The 18,516-nt window shown below is 69.6% G+C and carries 12 protein-coding genes; 6 read left to right on the plus strand and 6 right to left on the minus strand.

Going from position 1 to position 18,516, the window contains the following annotated elements; genetic code table 11:
• Nucleotides 1–73: 73 nt before the first annotated feature.
• Nucleotides 74–1,783, minus strand: coding sequence for a glycoside hydrolase family 6 protein (locus ACZ60E_RS07570; protein WP_469438914.1), 1,710 nt, complete (start codon nucleotides 1,781–1,783; stop codon nucleotides 74–76).
• Between the two features lie 430 nt (nucleotides 1,784–2,213).
• On the opposite strand from ACZ60E_RS07570, the gene ACZ60E_RS07575 reads away from it, so the two are divergent.
• The 3 genes from ACZ60E_RS07575 (at nucleotide 2,214) to ACZ60E_RS07585 (ending at nucleotide 8,996) form a co-directional block, all read left to right on the plus strand.
• On the plus strand, nucleotides 2,214–5,126 hold the full coding sequence (locus ACZ60E_RS07575; protein ID WP_469438915.1) for a glycoside hydrolase family 48 protein: 2,913 nt from the start codon (nucleotides 2,214–2,216) through the stop codon (nucleotides 5,124–5,126).
• 173 nt (nucleotides 5,127–5,299) lie between these two features.
• Nucleotides 5,300–7,972, plus strand: coding sequence for a cellulose binding domain-containing protein (locus ACZ60E_RS07580; RefSeq protein ID WP_469438916.1), 2,673 nt, complete (start codon nucleotides 5,300–5,302; stop codon nucleotides 7,970–7,972).
• Nucleotides 7,973–8,162: 190 nt separating this feature from the next.
• Nucleotides 8,163–8,996: a PIG-L family deacetylase gene (locus ACZ60E_RS07585; RefSeq protein WP_384804821.1), complete on the plus strand. Its 834-nt coding sequence runs from the start codon at nucleotides 8,163–8,165 to the stop codon at nucleotides 8,994–8,996.
• A gap of 116 nt (nucleotides 8,997–9,112) precedes the next feature.
• On the opposite strand, the gene ACZ60E_RS07590 is transcribed toward ACZ60E_RS07585, so the two are convergent.
• Together ACZ60E_RS07590 and ACZ60E_RS07595 are read right to left on the minus strand one after the other, a co-directional pair.
• The gene (locus ACZ60E_RS07590; RefSeq protein WP_469438917.1) at nucleotides 9,113–10,984 is read right to left on the minus strand and encodes a rhamnogalacturonan lyase; all 1,872 of its coding nucleotides are present in this window, start codon (nucleotides 10,982–10,984) and stop codon (nucleotides 9,113–9,115) included.
• A 92-nt stretch (nucleotides 10,985–11,076) separates the two neighbouring features.
• On the minus strand, nucleotides 11,077–12,027 hold the full coding sequence (locus ACZ60E_RS07595) for a helix-turn-helix transcriptional regulator (RefSeq protein ID WP_469438918.1): 951 nt from the start codon (nucleotides 12,025–12,027) through the stop codon (nucleotides 11,077–11,079).
• 74 nt (nucleotides 12,028–12,101) lie between these two features.
• Here ACZ60E_RS07595 and ACZ60E_RS07600 point away from each other — a divergent pair, with 74 nt between their 5' ends.
• Nucleotides 12,102–12,599, plus strand: coding sequence for a hypothetical protein (locus ACZ60E_RS07600; protein ID WP_469438919.1), 498 nt, complete (start codon nucleotides 12,102–12,104; stop codon nucleotides 12,597–12,599).
• Between the two features lie 618 nt (nucleotides 12,600–13,217).
• On the opposite strand, the gene ACZ60E_RS07605 is transcribed toward ACZ60E_RS07600, so the two are convergent.
• Both ACZ60E_RS07605 and ACZ60E_RS07610 read right to left on the minus strand, forming a co-directional pair.
• Nucleotides 13,218–13,967 (minus strand): class I SAM-dependent methyltransferase, encoded by a 750-nt coding sequence (locus ACZ60E_RS07605; RefSeq protein WP_469438920.1) that lies wholly within the window; start codon nucleotides 13,965–13,967, stop codon nucleotides 13,218–13,220.
• Entirely contained in the window at nucleotides 13,964–14,269 is a 306-nt protein-coding gene (locus ACZ60E_RS07610) for a 4a-hydroxytetrahydrobiopterin dehydratase (protein ID WP_384804831.1), read from the minus strand. The genes ACZ60E_RS07605 and ACZ60E_RS07610 overlap by 4 nt, the downstream gene beginning before the upstream one ends.
• Before the next feature lie 154 nt (nucleotides 14,270–14,423).
• Between ACZ60E_RS07610 and ACZ60E_RS07615 the strand changes: the two genes are divergently transcribed.
• Nucleotides 14,424–15,305, plus strand: coding sequence for a helix-turn-helix domain-containing protein (locus tag ACZ60E_RS07615; RefSeq protein WP_469438921.1), 882 nt, complete (start codon nucleotides 14,424–14,426; stop codon nucleotides 15,303–15,305).
• Between the two features lie 263 nt (nucleotides 15,306–15,568).
• Entirely contained in the window at nucleotides 15,569–16,432 is an 864-nt protein-coding gene (locus ACZ60E_RS07620) for a helix-turn-helix domain-containing protein (RefSeq protein WP_384804835.1), read from the plus strand.
• Nucleotides 16,433–16,539: 107 nt separating this feature from the next.
• Here ACZ60E_RS07620 and dnaK read toward each other — a convergent pair whose 3' ends face one another.
• The gene (dnaK, locus tag ACZ60E_RS07625; protein WP_469438922.1) at nucleotides 16,540–18,417 is read right to left on the minus strand and encodes a molecular chaperone DnaK; all 1,878 of its coding nucleotides are present in this window, start codon (nucleotides 18,415–18,417) and stop codon (nucleotides 16,540–16,542) included.
• Nucleotides 18,418–18,516 lie beyond the last annotated feature (99 nt).

Consider the following 18,516-nt stretch of genomic DNA (forward strand, 5'->3'; position numbering starts at 1 on the left):
CGCACCCCCCTCAAGGGGCGCGGGGAACGGCGCAATCTTTTGATCTTTCAGGCGACCGAGCAGGAAGCGCAGGTCACAGAGCGGGATACGCGTTCTTCATGAGCTCCTGGAACTGCGCGGAGAACCAGTGGCCCGACAGCGGCGCGTTCGCCAGCGCCCCCGACATGTTGTTGTTGTTCCGCGGGTTGCCGGTGTACGTCGGGTCGCACATGCGGTCGAAGCCCTTGCCCTCGTCGTTCGGGATCGCGGTGCTCGACCCGTCCGACTCACCCGGCGGCTTCATCCACACGTACGCGTCGATCCCGGTCGCCGGCGCCGCCTGCGGCCGCTCGCCGAGGCCCGCTCCGGACTGGTTGCACCAGTTCCCGAGGTGGATGCGCCGGTCGTAGCGTCCACCGTCGACGTACGTGTCCACGGTGGTCGTCGGCCCGGCGGCGGTGGGCCGTGCCGTGCCGCCCCAGCCGTTGCGGGAGGTGTCGATCAGCATGCCGATGCCGGAGGGGAAGCCGATCGAGACGAGCTGGGCGCGCATGGCCTGCGCGTACGACTGCTCGTCGACGTAGCGGTTCCAGTCGATCCACTTCGACAGGCGCACCGACGTGCCGTTCACCGAGTCGTTGATCGTGAAGTAGTTCTCCTTCGTGGCGCTGTAGTTGGCCGTGTTCACGATGAAGCCGTGCACGTCGGCGACGGTCGCGCCCTCGGTGGAGGCGGCCTCCTTGAAGAGCGCGGCGGAGGGTGCGAAGTTGTCGTCCCAGCCGAGCCAGCCGTGGTGTCCGGCGTCGATGTAGTTGTAGACGTTGGGCACGTCGCCGAGCTTGTTCAGCGCGTAGCCGACGCCCTTCTGGTAGTTGCCGTTCGCCTTCATGGTGTCGCAGTTGGCGGTGGCGGTCGCACGGGGCGAGACGTTGGTGACGAGGTTGGGCAGCGAGTCGATCTCGACGGTGGTGACGATCCGCAGACCCGCGTACTTGGTGTCGGCGAGGATCGCGGCGATCGGGTCGATGTACTGGGTCTTGTACTTGTCGATCTCCGTCGGGCCCAGCTCTCCGTTGGACGCCAGGGCGGCGCAGTCACGGCCGGGCAGGTTGTAGATGACCAGCTGGACCACCAGCTGGTCCGAGCCCTTCTGGACCAGTGCCGCGTCCAGGTGGGCGCGCAGCCCCATGCCGCCGTTCACACCGTTGATCGCGGCGATCCGGTCGAGCCACACGCCGGTCGGCTGGTTGGCGATCCGGCTGCCGCCGGTCTCGGCGGTGGCCTTCGCCTTCCACTCCGGGTTCACGTACACCTTGGCGCCGGCGTACGGGTTGTCCACCCGGCTGCCCGTGCCGGGATCGGTCGGGTCGGTGGGGTCCGTGCCGCCGTCGACGTTGCAGGTCACACCGTCGAGGGTGAAGGTGGTGGGCAGCGCGTTGGTGCCGCTGTAGGTGCCGTTGAAGCCGAAGCTGACCGAACTCCCGGTCCCCAGCGTGCCGTTGTAGCTCTCGTTGGCCGCGGTGACCGCGGTGCCGCTCTGGCTGAACTTGGCGTTCCAGCCGCTGGTCACCTTCTGGTTGCCGGCGTACGACCACTTCACGGCCCAACTCGACTTGGCCGCGCTGTTGTTGGTGACCGTCACCGCCGTGGTGAAGCCGGTGTCCCACTGGTTCTGCACCTTGTACTCCACGGTGCAGGGGACGGCGGCCGCGCCGACGTCCGGGGGTATCGCCGCGACGGCGGCGCCCGCGGTCCCGGCGACCAGCGCCAGCGCCGCGAGAAATGCAGTTCTGGTACGGCTCATGTGCGGGGTGTCCTATTCGTCGAGGGCGCGCGGAAGCTCGCGGCCCGATGCCGAACGACGTGGTGATGCCGTCGTGAACACGTCGAAGCACGTCATGGCGCGGCCGATGAAGGAGTGCGTCGGCGCCGACCGCTCAGGGCCGGCCACCGGAAAAGGTGAACGCGGGGGTGGCGCATGAGCGACTCCTTGCAGTTCGGTCGCGCCGTGACAGGCGCGTCGACTGGTGGAACCGCTCCCACTGGTGCGGACGAAGGTAGCGCCAAGTGTTGGTAAACGACAGAGGAGTTGCACTCTTGATCTATCGAATCATTTCGACTCTTCAAGCACCTTGACCCCTTGCACCCCTCTCTCCAATATGGGAGCGCTCCCACTGGTTCAAGGCTTGTTGCTCCTCCCCCCATCTCCGAGCCGCAAGGAGAGGAACCAGAACATGGCACCCAGACGCAGACGCCGTGCGCGGCGGATGTGGACAGCCGTGGTGGCGGCCCTCGCGCTCCCGCTGACCATGCTCACCACCGGTACAACTCCTGCACAGGCGGCGGCCGTTCAGTGCAGCGTCGACTACAGGACGAACGACTGGGGCTCCGGTTTCACCGCCGAGCTCACCCTCACCAACCGCGGCACGGAGGCGATCAGCGGCTGGACCCTGACGTACGGCTACACCGGTAACCAGCAGCTCAGCAGCGGCTGGAGCGGCACCTGGTCGCAGTCCGGGAAGACGGTCACCGCGACGAACGCGTCCTGGAACGGGACGATCGCGGTCGGGGCGGCCGTCACGACCGGCGCCCAGTTCACCTACAGCGGCACCAACACCGCACCCGCCTCCTTCGCGATCAACGGCACGACCTGCGCCGGCGCCCATCAGCCGCCGATCACCGTGCTGACCAGCCCCGCGGCGGGTGCCGTGTACTCCCAGGGGACGGCGGTCCCGCTCGCCGCGACGGCCGCGGCGGCGGACGGCGCGACGATCAGCAAGGTCGAGTTCTACGACGACACGACCCTGCTGGGCACCGACACGAGCTCCCCGTACTCGCTCTCGGCCACGGGATTGACCGTGGGCAGTCATTCGTTGCTGGCGAAGGCGTACGACAGCCTGGGCGCGTCCGCGGAGTCCACCCCGGTCGGCATCACGGTCGCCTCGGGTCCCGCGGTGGTGGTCTCGCCGACCCAACTCGGCGTCCAGCAGGGCAAGACGGGCACGTACGACGTCAAGCTCTCGACCCAGCCGTCGGCGAACGTGACCGTGGCGACCGCTCGCGCGAGCGGCAACACGGGGCTGTCCGTCACCGGCGGGGCGTCGCTGACCTTCACCCCGTCGAACTGGGCCACGGCACAGAAGGTGACCGTGACGGCCAATGCCACGGGTACCGGTTCGGCCGTCTTCGACTCGACGGCCACCGGACACGCCAAGGCCTCGGTGACCGTCACCCAGCTCGCCGCGTCGAAGGAGTACGACGCCCGCTTCCTGGATCTCTACGGGAAGATCACCAACCCGGCGAACGGCTACTTCTCGCCGGAGGGCATCCCGTACCACTCGGTGGAGACACTGATCGTCGAGGCGCCCGACCACGGGCATGAGACGACGTCCGAGGCGTACAGCTATCTGCTGTGGCTGCAGGCCATGTACGGCAAGGTCACGGGCGACTGGACGAAGTTCAACGGTGCCTGGGACATCATGGAGAAGTTCATGATCCCCACGCACGCCGACCAGCCGACCAACTCGTTCTACAACGCCTCGAAGCCGGCGACGTACGCACCCGAGCTGGACACGCCGAACGAGTACCCGGCGCAGCTCGACTCGGGCATCTCGGTGGGCCCCGACCCGATCGCGGCCGAGCTGAAGAGCGCGTACGGCACGGACGACGTGTACGGCATGCACTGGCTTCAGGACGTGGACAACGTCTACGGGTACGGCAACTCGCCGGGCAAGTGCGAGGCCGGCCCGGCCGACACCGGTCCCTCGTACATCAACACTTTCCAGCGCGGTGCGCAGGAGTCGGTGTGGGAGACGGTGCCTCAGCCGACCTGCGACGCCTTCAAGTACGGCGGTACGAACGGGTACTTGGACCTGTTCACCAAGGACGCGTCCTACGCCAAGCAGTGGAAGTTCACCAACGCCCCCGACGCCGACGCGCGTGCCGTACAGGCCGCGTACTGGGCGGACATCTGGGCCGAGGCGCAGGGCAAGGGCGCGGACGTGTCCGCGACCGTCGGCAAGGCGGCGAAGATGGGTGACTATCTCCGCTACTCGATGTACGACAAGTACTTCAAGAAGATCGGCAACTGTGTGGGTCCGTCCACCTGCCCGGCGGGCACCGGCAAGGACGCCTCCCACTACCTGCTGAACTGGTACTACGCGTGGGGCGGCGCGACCGACGCCTCGGCCGGCTGGGCCTGGCGCATCGGCTCCAGCCACACCCACGGCGGCTACCAGAACCCCCTCGCCGCGTACGCGCTCAGCTCGTACGCCGACCTGAAGCCCAAGTCGGCCACAGGACAAGCCGATTGGGCCAAGTCGCTGGGCCGGCAGCTGGAGTTCTACCGGTGGCTGCAGTCCAGCGAGGGAGCCATCGCGGGCGGTGCCACCAACAGCTGGCAGGGCCGCTACGCGACACCGCCCTCCGGGACACCGACCTTCTACGGCATGTACTACGACGAGAAGCCCGTCTACCACGACCCGCCGTCCAACCAGTGGTTCGGCTTCCAGGCGTGGTCGATGGAGCGGGTCGCCGAGTACTACCAGCAGACGGGCAACGCGAGCGCGAAGACCGTCCTCGACAAGTGGGTCGACTGGGCGCTGGCCAACACCACGGTCAACCCGGACGGCACCTTCCGGATCCCGAGCACGCTCCAGTGGTCGGGCAAGCCGGACACCTGGAACGCGTCGAGTCCCGGCGCCAACACGGGACTTCATGTCACCGTCGCCGACTACACGAACGACGTCGGGGTGGCGGCCGCGTACGCCAAGACCCTGACGTACTACGCGGACCGGTCAGGTGACGCCGAGGCGAAGACCACGGCGAAGGCGCTGCTCGACGGTATGTGGGCGAACAACCAGGACGCGCTGGGTGTCGCGGTCCCGGAGACCCGGGCCGACTACAACCGGTTCGACGACTCGGTGTACGTGCCGAGCGGGTGGAGCGGCAGGATGCCGAACGGTGACGTCGTCAACTCGTCGTCGACGTTCGATTCGATCCGGTCGTTCTACGAGGACGATCCGGCTTGGTCGAAGATCGAGGCGTACTTGGCCGGCGGGGCCGCGCCTTCTTTCACTTATCACCGGTTCTGGGCCCAGGCGGACATCGCCCTCGCCATGGGCTCGTACGCGGAGCTTCTCGAATAAGCCCCGCATGTCGCTCCGCGGGTGGGGCGGTACTGAGGCTGCGGGCCGGATGTGGCTGGCCGCGCAGTTCCCCGCGCCCCTGAAGGGGCTCGTGTGCACCGGGACCGGGCGGCTCCACCCCCACGGAGCCGCCCGGTCGTCACGCCTTTCACCTCACGAAAGGGACCCTCACCGTGCGAAGAACCCGAAGAACCCCCGTTCTCACCGCTGTGCTCGGGCTCGCCGCCGGGCTGCTCGCCGGCACGCCTCCCGCACTCGCCGCGCAGCCCGTCGAGAAAGGGCCGGCGGTGTCCGTCGCCGCCGACACCTACACCTGGAAGAACGCCCGTATCGACGGGGGCGGCTTCGTCCCCGGGATCGTGTTCAACCGGTCCGAGAAGAACCTCGCGTACGCCCGCACCGACATCGGCGGCGCCTACCGCTGGCAGGAGGCGTCGAAAAGCTGGACGCCGCTGCTCGACTCGGTCGGCTGGGACCGGTGGGGGCACACCGGTGTCGTGAGCCTCGCCTCCGACTCCGTCGCGCCCAGCAAGGTGTACGCCGCCGTCGGCACGTACACGAACAGCTGGGACCCGGGGAACGGGGCCGTGCTCAGGTCCTCCGACCGGGGTGCGACCTGGCTGAAGGCCGATCTGCCGTTCAAGCTGGGCGGGAACATGCCCGGACGCGGTATGGGTGAGCGGCTCGCCGTCGACCCCCACAGGAACAGCGTGCTGTATCTGGGCGCGCCGAGCGGCAAGGGGCTGTGGCGGTCCACCGACTCCGGGGCCTCCTGGTCGCAGGTGACGAACTTCCCGAACGTCGGCAACTACGTCCAGGACGCGACCGACACCAGCGGGTACGCCTCCGACAACCAGGGCATCGCCTGGGTCACCTTCGACGAGTCGAGCAGCACCGGCACCGATGCCACCAAGAACATCTACGTCGGGGTCGCCGACAAGGACAACGCCGTCTACCGCTCGACCGACGCGGGCGCGACCTGGTCCCGTATCGCCGGACAGCCCACCGGGTACCTGGCCCACAAGGGTGTCCTGGACGCGACGAACGGCTATCTCTATCTCGCGTACAGCGACAAGGGCGGTCCCTACGACGGCGGCAAGGGCCGGATCTGGCGGTACACGACGGCGACCGGCGCCTGGACGGACATCAGCCCGGTCGCGGAGGCCGACACCTACTACGGCTTCAGCGGGCTGACCGTCGACCGGCAGAAGCCGGGCACGGTGATGGCGACCGCGTACAGCTCCTGGTGGCCGGACACTCAGATCTTCCGCTCCACCAACAGTGGCGGCGCCTGGACCCAGGCCTGGGACTACACGTCGTACCCCAACCGCTCGAACCGCTTCACCATGGACGTGTCGTCCTCGCCCTGGCTGACCTGGGGAGCCAATCCGTCGCCGCCCGAGCAGACACCCAAACTCGGCTGGATGACCGAGGCGTTGGAGATCGACCCGTTCAACTCGGCCCGGATGATGTACGGGACGGGCGCGACGATCTACGGGACCGAGAACCTGGACCAGTGGGACAGCGGCGGCCAGTTCACCGTCAAGCCGATGGTGCAAGGGCTGGAGGAGACGGCCGTCAACGACCTGGCCGCTCCCCCGTCCGGTGGCGCCCAACTCCTCAGCGCCCTGGGCGACATCGGCGGCTTCCGGCACACGGACCTCACCAAGGTCCCGTCCATGATGTTCACCTCGCCGAACTTCACCAGCACGACGAGCCTCGACTTCGCGGAGTCCAACCCGGGCATCGTGGTGCGGGCGGGCAACCTGGACTCCGGTCCGCACGTGGCGTTCTCGACGGACAACGGCGCCAACTGGTTCGCGGGCACCGACCCTTCGGGGGTGAGCGGCGGCGGCACGGTCGCGGCGGCCTCCGACGGCAGCCGGTTCGTGTGGAGTCCGGCGGGCGCGGGCGTGCACCACGCGACCGGGTTCGGTACGTCGTGGACGGCGTCGAGCGGCATCCCGGCCGGGGCGGTCGTGGAGTCCGACCGGGTCGACCCGAAGACCTTCTACGGCTTCAAGTCCGGCAAGTTCTACGTCAGTTCGGACGGCGGCGCGACCTTCACCGCCTCCGCGGCGACCGGACTGCCGAGCGGCGACAGCGTACGGTTCAAGGCGCTTCCCGGCACGAAGGGTGACGTCTGGCTGGCGGGCGGGGCGAGCGACGGCGCGTACGGGCTGTGGCACTCCACGGACTCCGGCGCGACCTTCACCAAGCTGTCGAACGTCGAGCAGGCGGACACCGTCGGCTTCGGCAAGGCGGCGACCGGGGCCTCGTACCAGACGCTCTACACGAGCGCGAAGATCGGCGGCGTGCGGGGCATCTTCCGCTCCACGGACAAGGGCGCCACCTGGACCCGTATCAACGACGACGCCCATCAGTGGGGCTGGACGGGCGCCGCCATCACCGGCGATCCGCGCGTCTACGGGCGTGTGTACGTGTCGACGAACGGGCGCGGTGTCATCTACGGCGACTCGTCCGACGCGGGCGGCGGCGGTGGCGGTACGGATCCGACGCCGACCGGCGCCTGCGCGGTCACCTACAAGATCACCAACCAGTGGTCGGGCGGCTTCCAGGCGGACGTCCAGCTCGCCAACACCGGCACGGCCGCCTGGACCGGGTGGTCGCTCGGCTGGTCCTTCGCCGACGGGCAGAGCGTCACCCAGGCGTGGAACGCGGAGTCGACCCAATCCGGAGCGGCGGTCACAACGAAGAACGTGAGCTGGAACGCGAACGTGGCGGCCGGTTCGTCCGTGGCTTTCGGCTTCACGGGCAGCTGGTCGGGATCCAACACCAAGCCGACGGCGTTCAAGCTCGGTGACCAGTCCTGCTCGGTGACCTGACCCCCGGGCGGGACGAACGGGAGGGCGCGGACCCGTCGGGTCCGCGCCCTCCTTGTGCGACCACACCCCGAAGGCCGGGCGGCCGGACCGGGAACAGGCGGTGCGGTCGACACTGTTGCATCGACCGAGGCACCGGTGTGACCTGCCCCGGCCTCGGACCAAGATGTAACTCTGCAGAAGGATCTTTTTCATGACCGACCGGCCCTTGACGATCATGGCTGTGCACGCCCACCCCGACGACGAGGCCACCAGCACCGGAGGGATCCTCGCGCAGTATGCGGCGGAAGGAATCCGCACGGTGCTCGTGACCTGTACCGACGGCGGTTGCGGAGACGGGCCGGGGGGTGTCAAGCCGGGCGATCCCGGACACGACCCGGCGGCGGTCGTCGCGATGCGCCGGCAGGAGCTTCTGGCGAGCTGCGACGTCCTGAAGATCAGCGATCTGGAGACGCTGGACTACGCCGACTCCGGAATGATGGGCTGGCCGAGCAACGACGCCCCCGGATCCTTCTGGCAGACCCCCGTGCAGGAGGGTGCGGCCCGGCTCGCGGACCTCATGCGGCACTACCGGCCCGATGTGGTCGTCACCTACGACGAGAACGGCTTCTACGGCCACCCCGACCACATCCAGGCCCACCGCATCACGATGGCGGCGCTGGAGCTGATCGAGCTGACGCCGAAGGTGTACTGGACCACGATGCCCCGCTCGACGATGCAGCGGTTCGGCGAGATCATGCGCGAGTTCCACCCGGAGATGCCGGAGCCGGATCCCGCCCAGGTCGCCGAGATGGCCAAGATCGGCCTCCCCGACGACGAGATCACCACGTGGGTGGACACCACCGCGTTCAGCGGTCAGAAGTTCGACTCGCTGGCCGCGCACGCCAGCCAGGGCGACAACATCTTCTTCCTCAAGATGGGCAAGGAGAGGTTCGGCGAGTTCATGGGCATGGAGACCTTCGTACGGGTGAAGGACGCCACGGGCGCGGCCCTGCCGGAGAAGGACCTGTTCGCCGGACTGCGCTGATCTGCCCTCGGATCTCCCCAGACGCTCCCCAGCTCTGGTGAATGAGAGGTGAGCGGCCGTCCCACGTGTTCGGACGGCCGCTCTCCTTTCTCGCCTACGGAACCCGTTTCAGCGGGTCACGGCGTGTATACGGTCGGTCGCGGTGCCGTCGGCATGCCGTTGCCGATGAAGAAGCTGGGGTGCGGGGGCTGGTTGTAGGCCGTGTTCTGCCAGGCGATGCCCGTGCGGTACATCGTGTCGTGGAGCAGGGTCGTGATCTTCGTGGCGGTCTCGGTCGGGGTCGAGTAGATACGCAGGGCCGTGTTGTCGCTCGTCGCCCAGACCACCTCCTCGCGCCAGTCGCCGAAGAGGTCGCCCGAGAGGGCCGGCGTGGCCTTGGTGCCGTTGTTGGAGTGGACGGAGGCGCCGGTCAGCAGGCGGGTGTCGGACGAGGTGCCGTACTTGTCGATGTGGGTGCCGTCGAGGAGTTCGCGTGTGGTGTCGCCGTCCCACCAGGACAGGAAGTTGACGGAGGACGGTTCGCGGCCCTTGGTGGCGCCGGCCTCGTCACGGATGTTGGTGTCGGAGGCGGACCACACCTCGGCGCCGTCGTTGCCCGCGTAGATGTCCCCGGCCACTCCCCTGCCGTTGTCGCAGCAGGAGGCGAGCTGCCAGCGGATCGCGCCGTTGGCCGGGTTGATGTACAGCTCGGCGGGCTGCGAGGCGGATTCGGAGACCTTGAAGTATTCGAGGCCCGAGGTCCCCGGGTCCAGGTCACCCAGGTGCTGGGCGTCGCCGTGTCCGGTCTTCGTCGTCCACAGGCCGTTGCCGTTGTCGTCGACGGCCATCGCCCCGTAGACGATCTCGTCCTTGCCGTCGTTGTCGACGTCCCCGACCGACAGGCTGTGCGAGCCCTGGCCGTCGTAGCCCTTGCCGGTGTTGGTCGACGAGTTGGTGTCGAAGGTCCAGCGGCGGGTGAACGCGCCGCCCCGCCAGTCCCAGGCCGCGATCACCGAGCGCGTGTAGTAGCCGCGCGCCATGATGAGCGAGGGCCGGGCGCCGTCGAGATAGGCGGTGCCCGCGAGGAACCGGTCCACGCGGTTGCCGTACGAGTCGCCCCACGACGAGACCGTGCCGCGCGCCGGGACGTAGTCCACCGTCCCCATCGCCTTGCCGGTCTGGCCGTTGAACATGGTCAGGTACTCGGGCCCGGAGAGGACGTATCCGCTGGAGTTGCGGTAGTCGGCGGAGGAACTGCCGATGACCGCGCCCGTTCCGTCGACCGTGGCGTCGGCGGTCTTCGCGGCCACCTCGGCCTTGCCGTCGCCGTCGTAGTCGTACACCTGGAACTGGGTGTAGTGCGCGCCCGAGCGGATGTTCCGGCCGAGGTCGACGCGCCACAGCCGGGTGCCGTCGAGCTTGATCCCGTCGATGATCGTGTTGCCGGTGTAGCCGGACTGGGAGTTGTCCTTGGCGTTGGTGGGCTGCCACTTCAGGACGAAGTCGAGCGCGCCGTCGCCGTCGAGGTCGCCGACCGAGGCGTCGTTGGCCTCGTAGGTGTACGCGACACCGTCGGGGGTGGTGCCACCGGCGGGCGGGCTGATGGGTACGTCCTTGTATCCGGTGCGGAACTGGATCGCGTGCACGGAGTCGGCCTGCTCGACACCTCCCACGATCGCGCGGACCGTGTAGTCGGCCTGGGCGGGCCCCGCGGAGTGGAAGTAGTTCGTGGAGCCGGTGATCGGGGTCGAGTTGACCTTCGTACCCGCCCGGTAGACGTTGAACGAGACGTCGTTCGGGTCGGTGCCGAGCCAGCGCCAGCTGACCAGGTTGCCCGCGTCGGTGTGGACGCTGACGACACCCCGGTCGAGCTTCTCGACCTGGCGGGCGGTCGCGGCCTGGGCGGGCGTGGCGGTGAGCGTGGTGAGTCCGGCGGCGGCGAGGGCGCCGGCGAGCACGGTCGAGAGGACGAGACGGGTCCTGCTGCGTCTGCGATGCGGGTGCTGCACGGTGGGGTACCTCCCTGGGAGGGGGCAGACGGGTTCTGTCACCTCAGTTGCCGCTGGGGGCGAGGGGGTTGCCGTGATTTGGTAAGCGCTCTCTATGTGTAGGTGCGGGCGAGCGCGGTGACCGTCGCCGCGATGCGTTCGCGCAGTTCGGGCGGTGCCAGCACCTCCACCCCCGTGCCGAGCCGCAGGAACTCCGCGTGGGCGTGCTCGACGGACTCGATGGGTACGGTGGCCCGGGTCCAACCCCCCTCCTCCGGAACGCCGTTGGCGCGCACGGCGTCACCCGCCGGGCCGGAGAGCCGCGTGCCGGGGGCGAGCCTGACCACCGCCTCCGCCCGGTGCAGCCGGTCGTGGAAGTCCCGCTGGTACCCGGCCCAGTACGCGCCGAGGTCGAACCCGTCAGGACGGCTGAACTCCTGCCCGGACGAGCCCAGTTCGAGGATCTGGTCGACCCTGAACGTACGCGGTCCCGGGCCCGCGACGACGTACCAGCGGCCCGCCTTGAGGACCAGGCCGTACGGTTCCAGGCGGCGCCGTACGTCGGTCGGCTCGCGCCAGCGGCGGTACAGGACGTCCAGGACCCTGCTGTTCCAGACGGCGTCGGCGACGGCCGGCAGAAACGGGGCGGCGCCGTCGCCGGCATCCGCGTACCAGCCCGGCGCGTCCAGGTGGAAGCGGCCGCTGATGCGGTCCGCGTGCTCACGCAGTTCCCTCGGCAGCGCGGCACGCACCTTGAGCTGGGCGGCGGCCAGCAGCGGGCCCAGTCCCAGCTCGGCGGCCGGGCCCGGCACACCCGCGAGGAACAGGGCCTCCGCCTCGCCCGCGGTGAGGCCGGTCAGACGGGTGCGGTAGCCGTCGAGGAGCCGGTAGCCGCCCGCATGACCCGCGTCGCCGTACAGCGGGACACCGGCCTCGCTCAGCGCCTCCACGTCCCGGTAGACCGTGCGCACCGAGACCTCCAGCTCCTCGGCGAGGGCGGTGGCGGTCATCCGGCCCCTGGTCTGGAGCAGCAGGAGGATCGAGACGAGACGGGCGGACTTCATCGCCCCAGAATGGCAGGCATCACCGACACTTCACTGACAGAAGGTGTCAGTGGAGCGGGTCTAGCGTCCCCTCCATGGCCTTCAAGGAGAAACTGCTGACCGTGCTGCCTCCCGTCGAGGTGGCGGGCCGGTGGATCAAGCGCTACCACGTCACCGCCGACCCGGCGGGCATCGCGCCCGACGTCGAGGAGGCGGCGTACGCGATGCTGCCGAAGCTGCTGCCGGAGGCGGACGGCACACCGCCCGCCACGTTCGTCGTGCTGCACCGGGGTGGCGACGACGGCGCCTATCTCAACGCGTACAGCTGGGTGTGGGACAACGTCCTGCACTTCGGGGGCGCCGCGGCGGGGCAGCCCGTACTGGGGTGTCCGGACCGCGACCCGACGCACTTCGTCACGCTGGACCGGCCGTGGATCGGCTGCGTGTGGGAGTTGCCGCCGGTTCTGCACGAACGTGACGCCTGGGTGCGGCATGTGCTCGCGCCCGACACCCCCGACCTCGACGGCTACCTGGCCGACGGGCTGCCCGGGGGGACAACGGGGGGCCACGCGTTCGGCCTGCCGGCCGTGTAGGCGCGCGACCAGCGCCGACCGCCCGCAGTCCACATCCGGGCTCGGGCCCCACCCCCACCCAGGGGCGCGAGGAACGGCGCGCCCAGCCCCGGACGACCTGCAGCCAACATCCGGGCCGAGCCCCCACCCCCTAGGGGTGCGAGGAACGGCGCGCCCAGCCCCGGACGGCCTGCAGTCCACACCCGGGCTCAGCCCCCACCCCCCTAGGGGCGCGGGGAACTGCGCGACCAGCCCCCGACGACCCGCAGCCAACACCCGGGCTCAGCCCCCACCCCCCAGGGCCGCGGCCCTGGCGTCGACCGCAGGCGGTCGGGGGTTGCTCGCGCAGGGGGTGGGGGTGCGGTCCCGATGCCGGCTGCGGGACACCCGGGGCTGGTCGCGCCGTTCCCCGCGCCCCTGAGGGGGTGGGGGGTTCGGCCCGGATGTTGGCTGCAGGCCGTCCGGGGTTGCTCGCGCCGTTCCCCGCGCCCCTGAGGGGGTGGGGGGTTCGGCCCGGATGTTGGCTGCAGGCCGTCCGAGGCTGGGCGCGCCGTTCCTCGCACCCCTAGGGGGGGTGGGGGTCGAGCCCGGGTGTTGGCTGCGGGTCGTCCCGGCTTGCTCGCGCCGTTCCCCGCGCTCCTAAGGCGGCGGGCCCGGCTTTTGGAAGGCTCTTAGCTTGAAGTGTGGTTCCGGGCGTGGGACTTGTTGGTTCGGGAGTTGTTCCAGGCGGGAGGCCAGTTGTTCGGTGAGGGGGTCGCCGGACGTCAGCAGGGTGTACCAGCCGCGGCGTACGTCGGCCGCCGCCTGGCGGGGGGTGCGGCCCTGACCGCGGCCACGGAAGACCGCCCGTCCCACCGGGTGCAGCGCGTGCCAGACGGCGTACGAGCCCACGAGGTCGGAGCGGTCCCGGGCGGCGCGCCGGGGACGCGGTGCCATCACGGCGTCGATGTCGCTGCCCACGTCGTGCGAGGCCGCCTTGTCGACGGTCGTGACGAGGACGCCGCCGGGGCGCAGCACCCGGGCCGCCTCGGCGACGACCCGTTCCGCGTCGTCCAGGAGGTGCAGCAGCCAGATCGCCGAGACGGCGTCGAACGCACCGTCGGGGAAGGGGAGTTGGCGGGCATCGGCGAGTACGACCCGGCCGGGCACCCGCGCCGCGGCCCTGCTCAGCATGCCGTACGCGGCATCGGCGCCGGTCACGTCGAGACCGGCCGCCAGGAACCGGCGGGTCACGGTACCGGTGCCGCAGGCGACGTCCAGGAGGGTGCGGGTGCCGTCGGCGAGCAGCCCGAGAACGGCGTCGGCGGCTGCCGCGGCACGGGGTTCGCCGCCCCGCAGCGCGTCGTACCGCTCGGCCTCCTCGTCGTAGTCGAAGACCAGCGTGCTCACCGCGCGCCGTGCCCCGTGCTCAGCTCCTCGACCCGGCCGGCCAGCGCGAAGTCCTTCTCGGTGACGGCGCCGCCCACGCTGTGCGTGTTCACGGTGAGGGAGACGGTGTCGTAGCCGAGTGTGAGGTCCGAGTGGTGGTCCAGCTCGTCCTGCACCTGGGCGATGTGGACGACCAGGGCCGCCGCGGCGAAGTGCGAGCCCAGCCGGTAGGAACGGGAGATTCTGTCTCCGTCCAGGGACCAGCCGGGCAGTTCCGCGAGCCGGTCCTCGATCTCCTTCTGCGACAACGGTTCGAGGGGCATGTACGCGCTCCTTCCATGGCATCCGGATCTCCTCAGCCTGCCACAGTCCCGCTCCCCCGTCCCTGGTCAGGCGGGTCCCGGCGGGCGGCGAAGGCGGCATTCGGCCGCACGGCGGGGCGTCGACCCGTGCGGGCGCGTCGACTACGGTCGGGGCATGACCAGCGCCGCGCACACCTCGGGGTCCGTCAGCGTGTCCGCCGGTGCGCGGGGCAGTGCCCCGGCGGCCGACAAGGGAATCGGTCCGCTGCTGCGCGGCTGGCGGGAGCAGCGCCGGGTGAGTCAGCTGGAGCTGGCGTTGCGGGCGGGGTCGTCGGCGCGGCACATCAGTTTCGTCGAGACGGGCCGCTCCCGGCCGAGCGAGGAGATGGTGCTGCGGCTCGCCGAGCACCTGGACGTACCGGTGAGGGACCGCAACTCCCTTCTGCTGGCGGCCGGTTACGCGCCCCACTATCCGGAGACCCCGCTGGACGATCCGGCACTGGACGCGCTGCGGGAGGGGGTGGAGCGGCTGATCCAGGGCTACGAGCCCTATCCGGCGCTGGTCGTGGACGCCACGTACAACGTGGTCGCCGCCAACCGGGGCATCCTGATGCTGCTGGGCGGCGTCCCCGAGAAGCTGCTCGCCCCGCCGCTGAACGCGATGCGGCTGACGCTGCACCCGGAGGGCCTGGCGCCCAGGATCCGCAATCTGCGCGAATGGCGCGGCCATCTGCTGGCCCAGATGGAACGGGACATCGCCCTGCGCCGCTCGCAGCCGTTGCGCACGCTGTACGAGGAGGTGGCCGCCTATCCGGCTCCGCCCGCCGCCGCGTCCGCCGCGGCGCTCGACGCCCCGCTCGACGAGGAGCCCGCGGAGCCCGTCCCCTACTTCGCGCTGCCGATGCGGATCGAGCACGAGGGGCGGGTGCTGTCCTTCATCTCGTCCATCTCCACGTTCAACACGCCGATGGACGTGACGGTCGCCGAACTGGCGATCGAGACGCTGCTTCCGGCCGACCCGGCGACGGTGAAGTACCTGCACGCATTGATGCCCTGACGCCTCCTCAGGCCGAGGGTCGTCAGTCCTTCCGGCGGGCCGGTGGGGGCTGGCCGCGCAGTTCCCCGCGCCCCCAAAAACGGGGCTGCGCCCCTGCTTTTCGCCCTTCAGGGGCGCGGGGAACTGCGCGACAAGCCCCCACCGGCCCGCACCGCCGGTACGACCCCCATGCCGACACACCGGGCAGGATGAGGGGATCCGGTGAGGCTTTCGCGGGAACGTGACACACTTCTCGCCATGTTCGGGGCACGGGGAGGCGTGGCGTGAGTGAGAGGCGGCCGGCGCCGACCGTGGGGCAGGTGGTACTGGGCAGACGGCTCCAGGAGCTGCGTGAGGCGTCCGGCCTGAAGCGGGACGAGGCCGCGCGGAGCCTGCGGGTGGCGCCCGCGACCGTCCGGCGGATGGAGATGGCCGAGGTCGCGCTGAAGATCCCGTACGTCCAGGTGCTCCTGTCGACGTACGGAGTGGGCGACGAGGAGACGGCGGCCTTCATCCGGCTGGTCGAGGAGGCGAACGAGCCGGGCTGGTGGCAGCGCTTCCACGACGTCCTGCCGGACTGGTTCAGCCTGTACGTGAGCCTGGAGGGCTCCGCCTCGATCATCCGGTCGTACGAGCCGCACTTCGTGCCGGGGCTGCTGCAGACCGAGGACTACGCCCGTGCCGTCCTGGAGGCGGGCACGGTCGGGCAGACGGGAACCGCCGAGATCGAACGCCATGTGTCCCTGCGGATGGCGCGGCAGAAGCTGCTCACGGGGGAACGTCCGCCGCATCTGTGGGTGATCATGGAGGAGACGGTCCTCCAGCGGCCGGTCAGCATCCGGTCCGAGGTGATGGCGGACCAGCTGGACCATCTCCTCGCGGCCGTCGAGAACGACCACATCACGCTGCAGATCGCCGAGTTCTCGGCGGGGCCCCATCCGGGGACGTACGCGCCGTTCGTGCTGTTCCGGTTCGCGGAGCCGGAGCTGCCGGACATGGTGTACACGGAGTATCTGACCGGGGCGCTGTACCTGGACTCCCGCAAGGAGGTGGCTGCGCATCTGGAGGTGCTGGACCATATGGCCACGGGGGTGGCTTCCGCCCGGCGGACCAGGGAGATGATTCTGGCGCGCCGGGCGGATTTTTGAGGCTGGCTCCGCCCAGGGGTGCTTGAGCACGTACGTCGGCTGACCGTCGTCTTGGGCTGAGCGCGCAGTTCCCCGCGCCCCTGCGTGGTGGGGGTGAGTATCGGCTCTCAGGTGGGGGTGTCCTTGGGGTTCTCGTCCACTATTTCCGCGTCCACCACGCTCTCGTCGTCCGGTGGGGTGGACTGTTCCGTGCCGGGCGGCTGGTCCGGTGGGGGTGACTGCTGGGCCTGGGCGTACATGGCCTGGCCCATCTTCTGGCTGACGGTGGCCAGTTTCTCGGCGCCCGTGCGCAGGGTGTTCGTGTCGGTGCCGTCCCGGTCGTTCAGGAGCGTCTGGAGCTCGGCGATCGCGGCTTCTACCTCCGTCCTGATGTCGGCCGGGATCCGCTCCTCGTTGTCGCGGATGAACTTCTCGGTCTGGTAGACGAGTTGCTCGGCCTGGTTGCGGGTCTCGGCGGCCTCGCGGCGCTTGCGGTCCTCGTCGGCGTACTGCTCGGCCTCGCGCATCATGCGGTCGATGTCGTCCTTGGCGAGCGCGGAGCCGCCCGTGACGGTCATCTTTTGCTCGCGGCCGGTGGCGAGGTCCTTCGCCGAGACGTGCATGATCCCGTTGGCGTCGATGTCGAAGGCGACCTCGATCTGCGGCAGCCCGCGCGGTGAGGGCGGCAGCCCGGTGAGGTCGAAGACGCCCAGTTTCTTGTTGTAGGCGGCGATGTCGCGTTCGCCCTGGAAGACCTGGATGCCGACGGACGGCTGGTTGTCCGTGGCGGTGGTGAAGATCTCCGAACGCCGGGTGGGAATGGTCGTGTTGCGTTCGATGAGCTTGGTCATGATGCCGCCCTTGGTCTCGATGCCCAGGGACAGCGGGGTGACGTCGAGGAGGAGGACGTCCTTGACGTCGCCGCGGATGACGCCCGCCTGGAGCGCCGCGCCGAGTGCCACGACCTCGTCCGGGTTGACGCCCTTGTGCGGGTCCTTGCCGGTGAGTTCCTTGACCACCTCGGTCACCGCGGGCATCCGGGTGGAGCCGCCGACGAGGATGACATGGTCGACCGCGGAGAGTTTCACCCCGGCGTCCTTGACCGCCTGGTGGAAGGGGGCCTTGCAGCGTTCGAGCAAGTCGGCCGTCAGCTTCTGGAACTGAGCGCGCGTCAGCTTCTCGTCGAGGTGCAGCGGGCCGTCGCCGGTCGCGGTGATGTAGGGCAGGTTGACGGTCGTCTCGGTGGACGAGGACAGCTCGATCTTGGCCTTCTCCGCGCCCTCCCGCAGCCGCTGGAGCGCCATCTTGTCCTGGGCGAGGTCGATGCCGTACTGGCCCTTGAAGCGTTTGACGAGGTGCTCGACGACCCGCTGGTCCCAGTCGTCGCCGCCCAGTTGGGTGTCCCCGTTGGTGGCCTTGACCTCGATGACCCCGTCGCCGATCTCCAGGAGCGAGACGTCGAACGTGCCGCCGCCCAGGTCGAAGACGAGGACGGTCTGCTCCTCACCCCGGTCCAGTCCGTACGCGAGCGCCGCGGCCGTCGGTTCGTTGATGATCCGCAGAACGCTCAGGCCCGCGATCTCGCCGGCCTCCTTGGTGGCCTGGCGCTGGGTGTCGTCGAAGTAGGCGGGCACGGTGATCACGGCTTCCGTGACGTCCTCGCCGAGATACGCCTCGGCGTCCCGCTTCAGTTTCTGCAGCACGCGCGCGGAGAGTTCCTGCGCGCGGTAGCGGGTGCCGTCGATCGTGCCGCCGTCACTGCCGGGGAACCGCCAACCCGGGTCCCCCATATGGCGTTTGACGGAGCGCGCGGTGCGCTCGATGTTCGTCACGGCCTGCCGTTTGGCCACCTCTCCGACGAGCACCTCACCGTTCTTGGCGAACGCCACCACCGAGGGGGTGGTGCGCGCGCCCTCGGCGTTGGCGACGACCGTGGGCTCACCCCCTTCCAGTACGGCGACCACCGAGTTCGTGGTACCGAGGTCGATCCCGACCGCACGTGCCATGTCCGTCCCCTTCCGCCCAGGTCTTGCCGCGTTCCATCACCGCGTTCCATCACAAAACTTGAGTGCGATGCTGTCAATGGGGCAAGTACCCCGGACCTG

This window comes from Streptomyces sp. NPDC102514, from assembly GCF_055584525.1.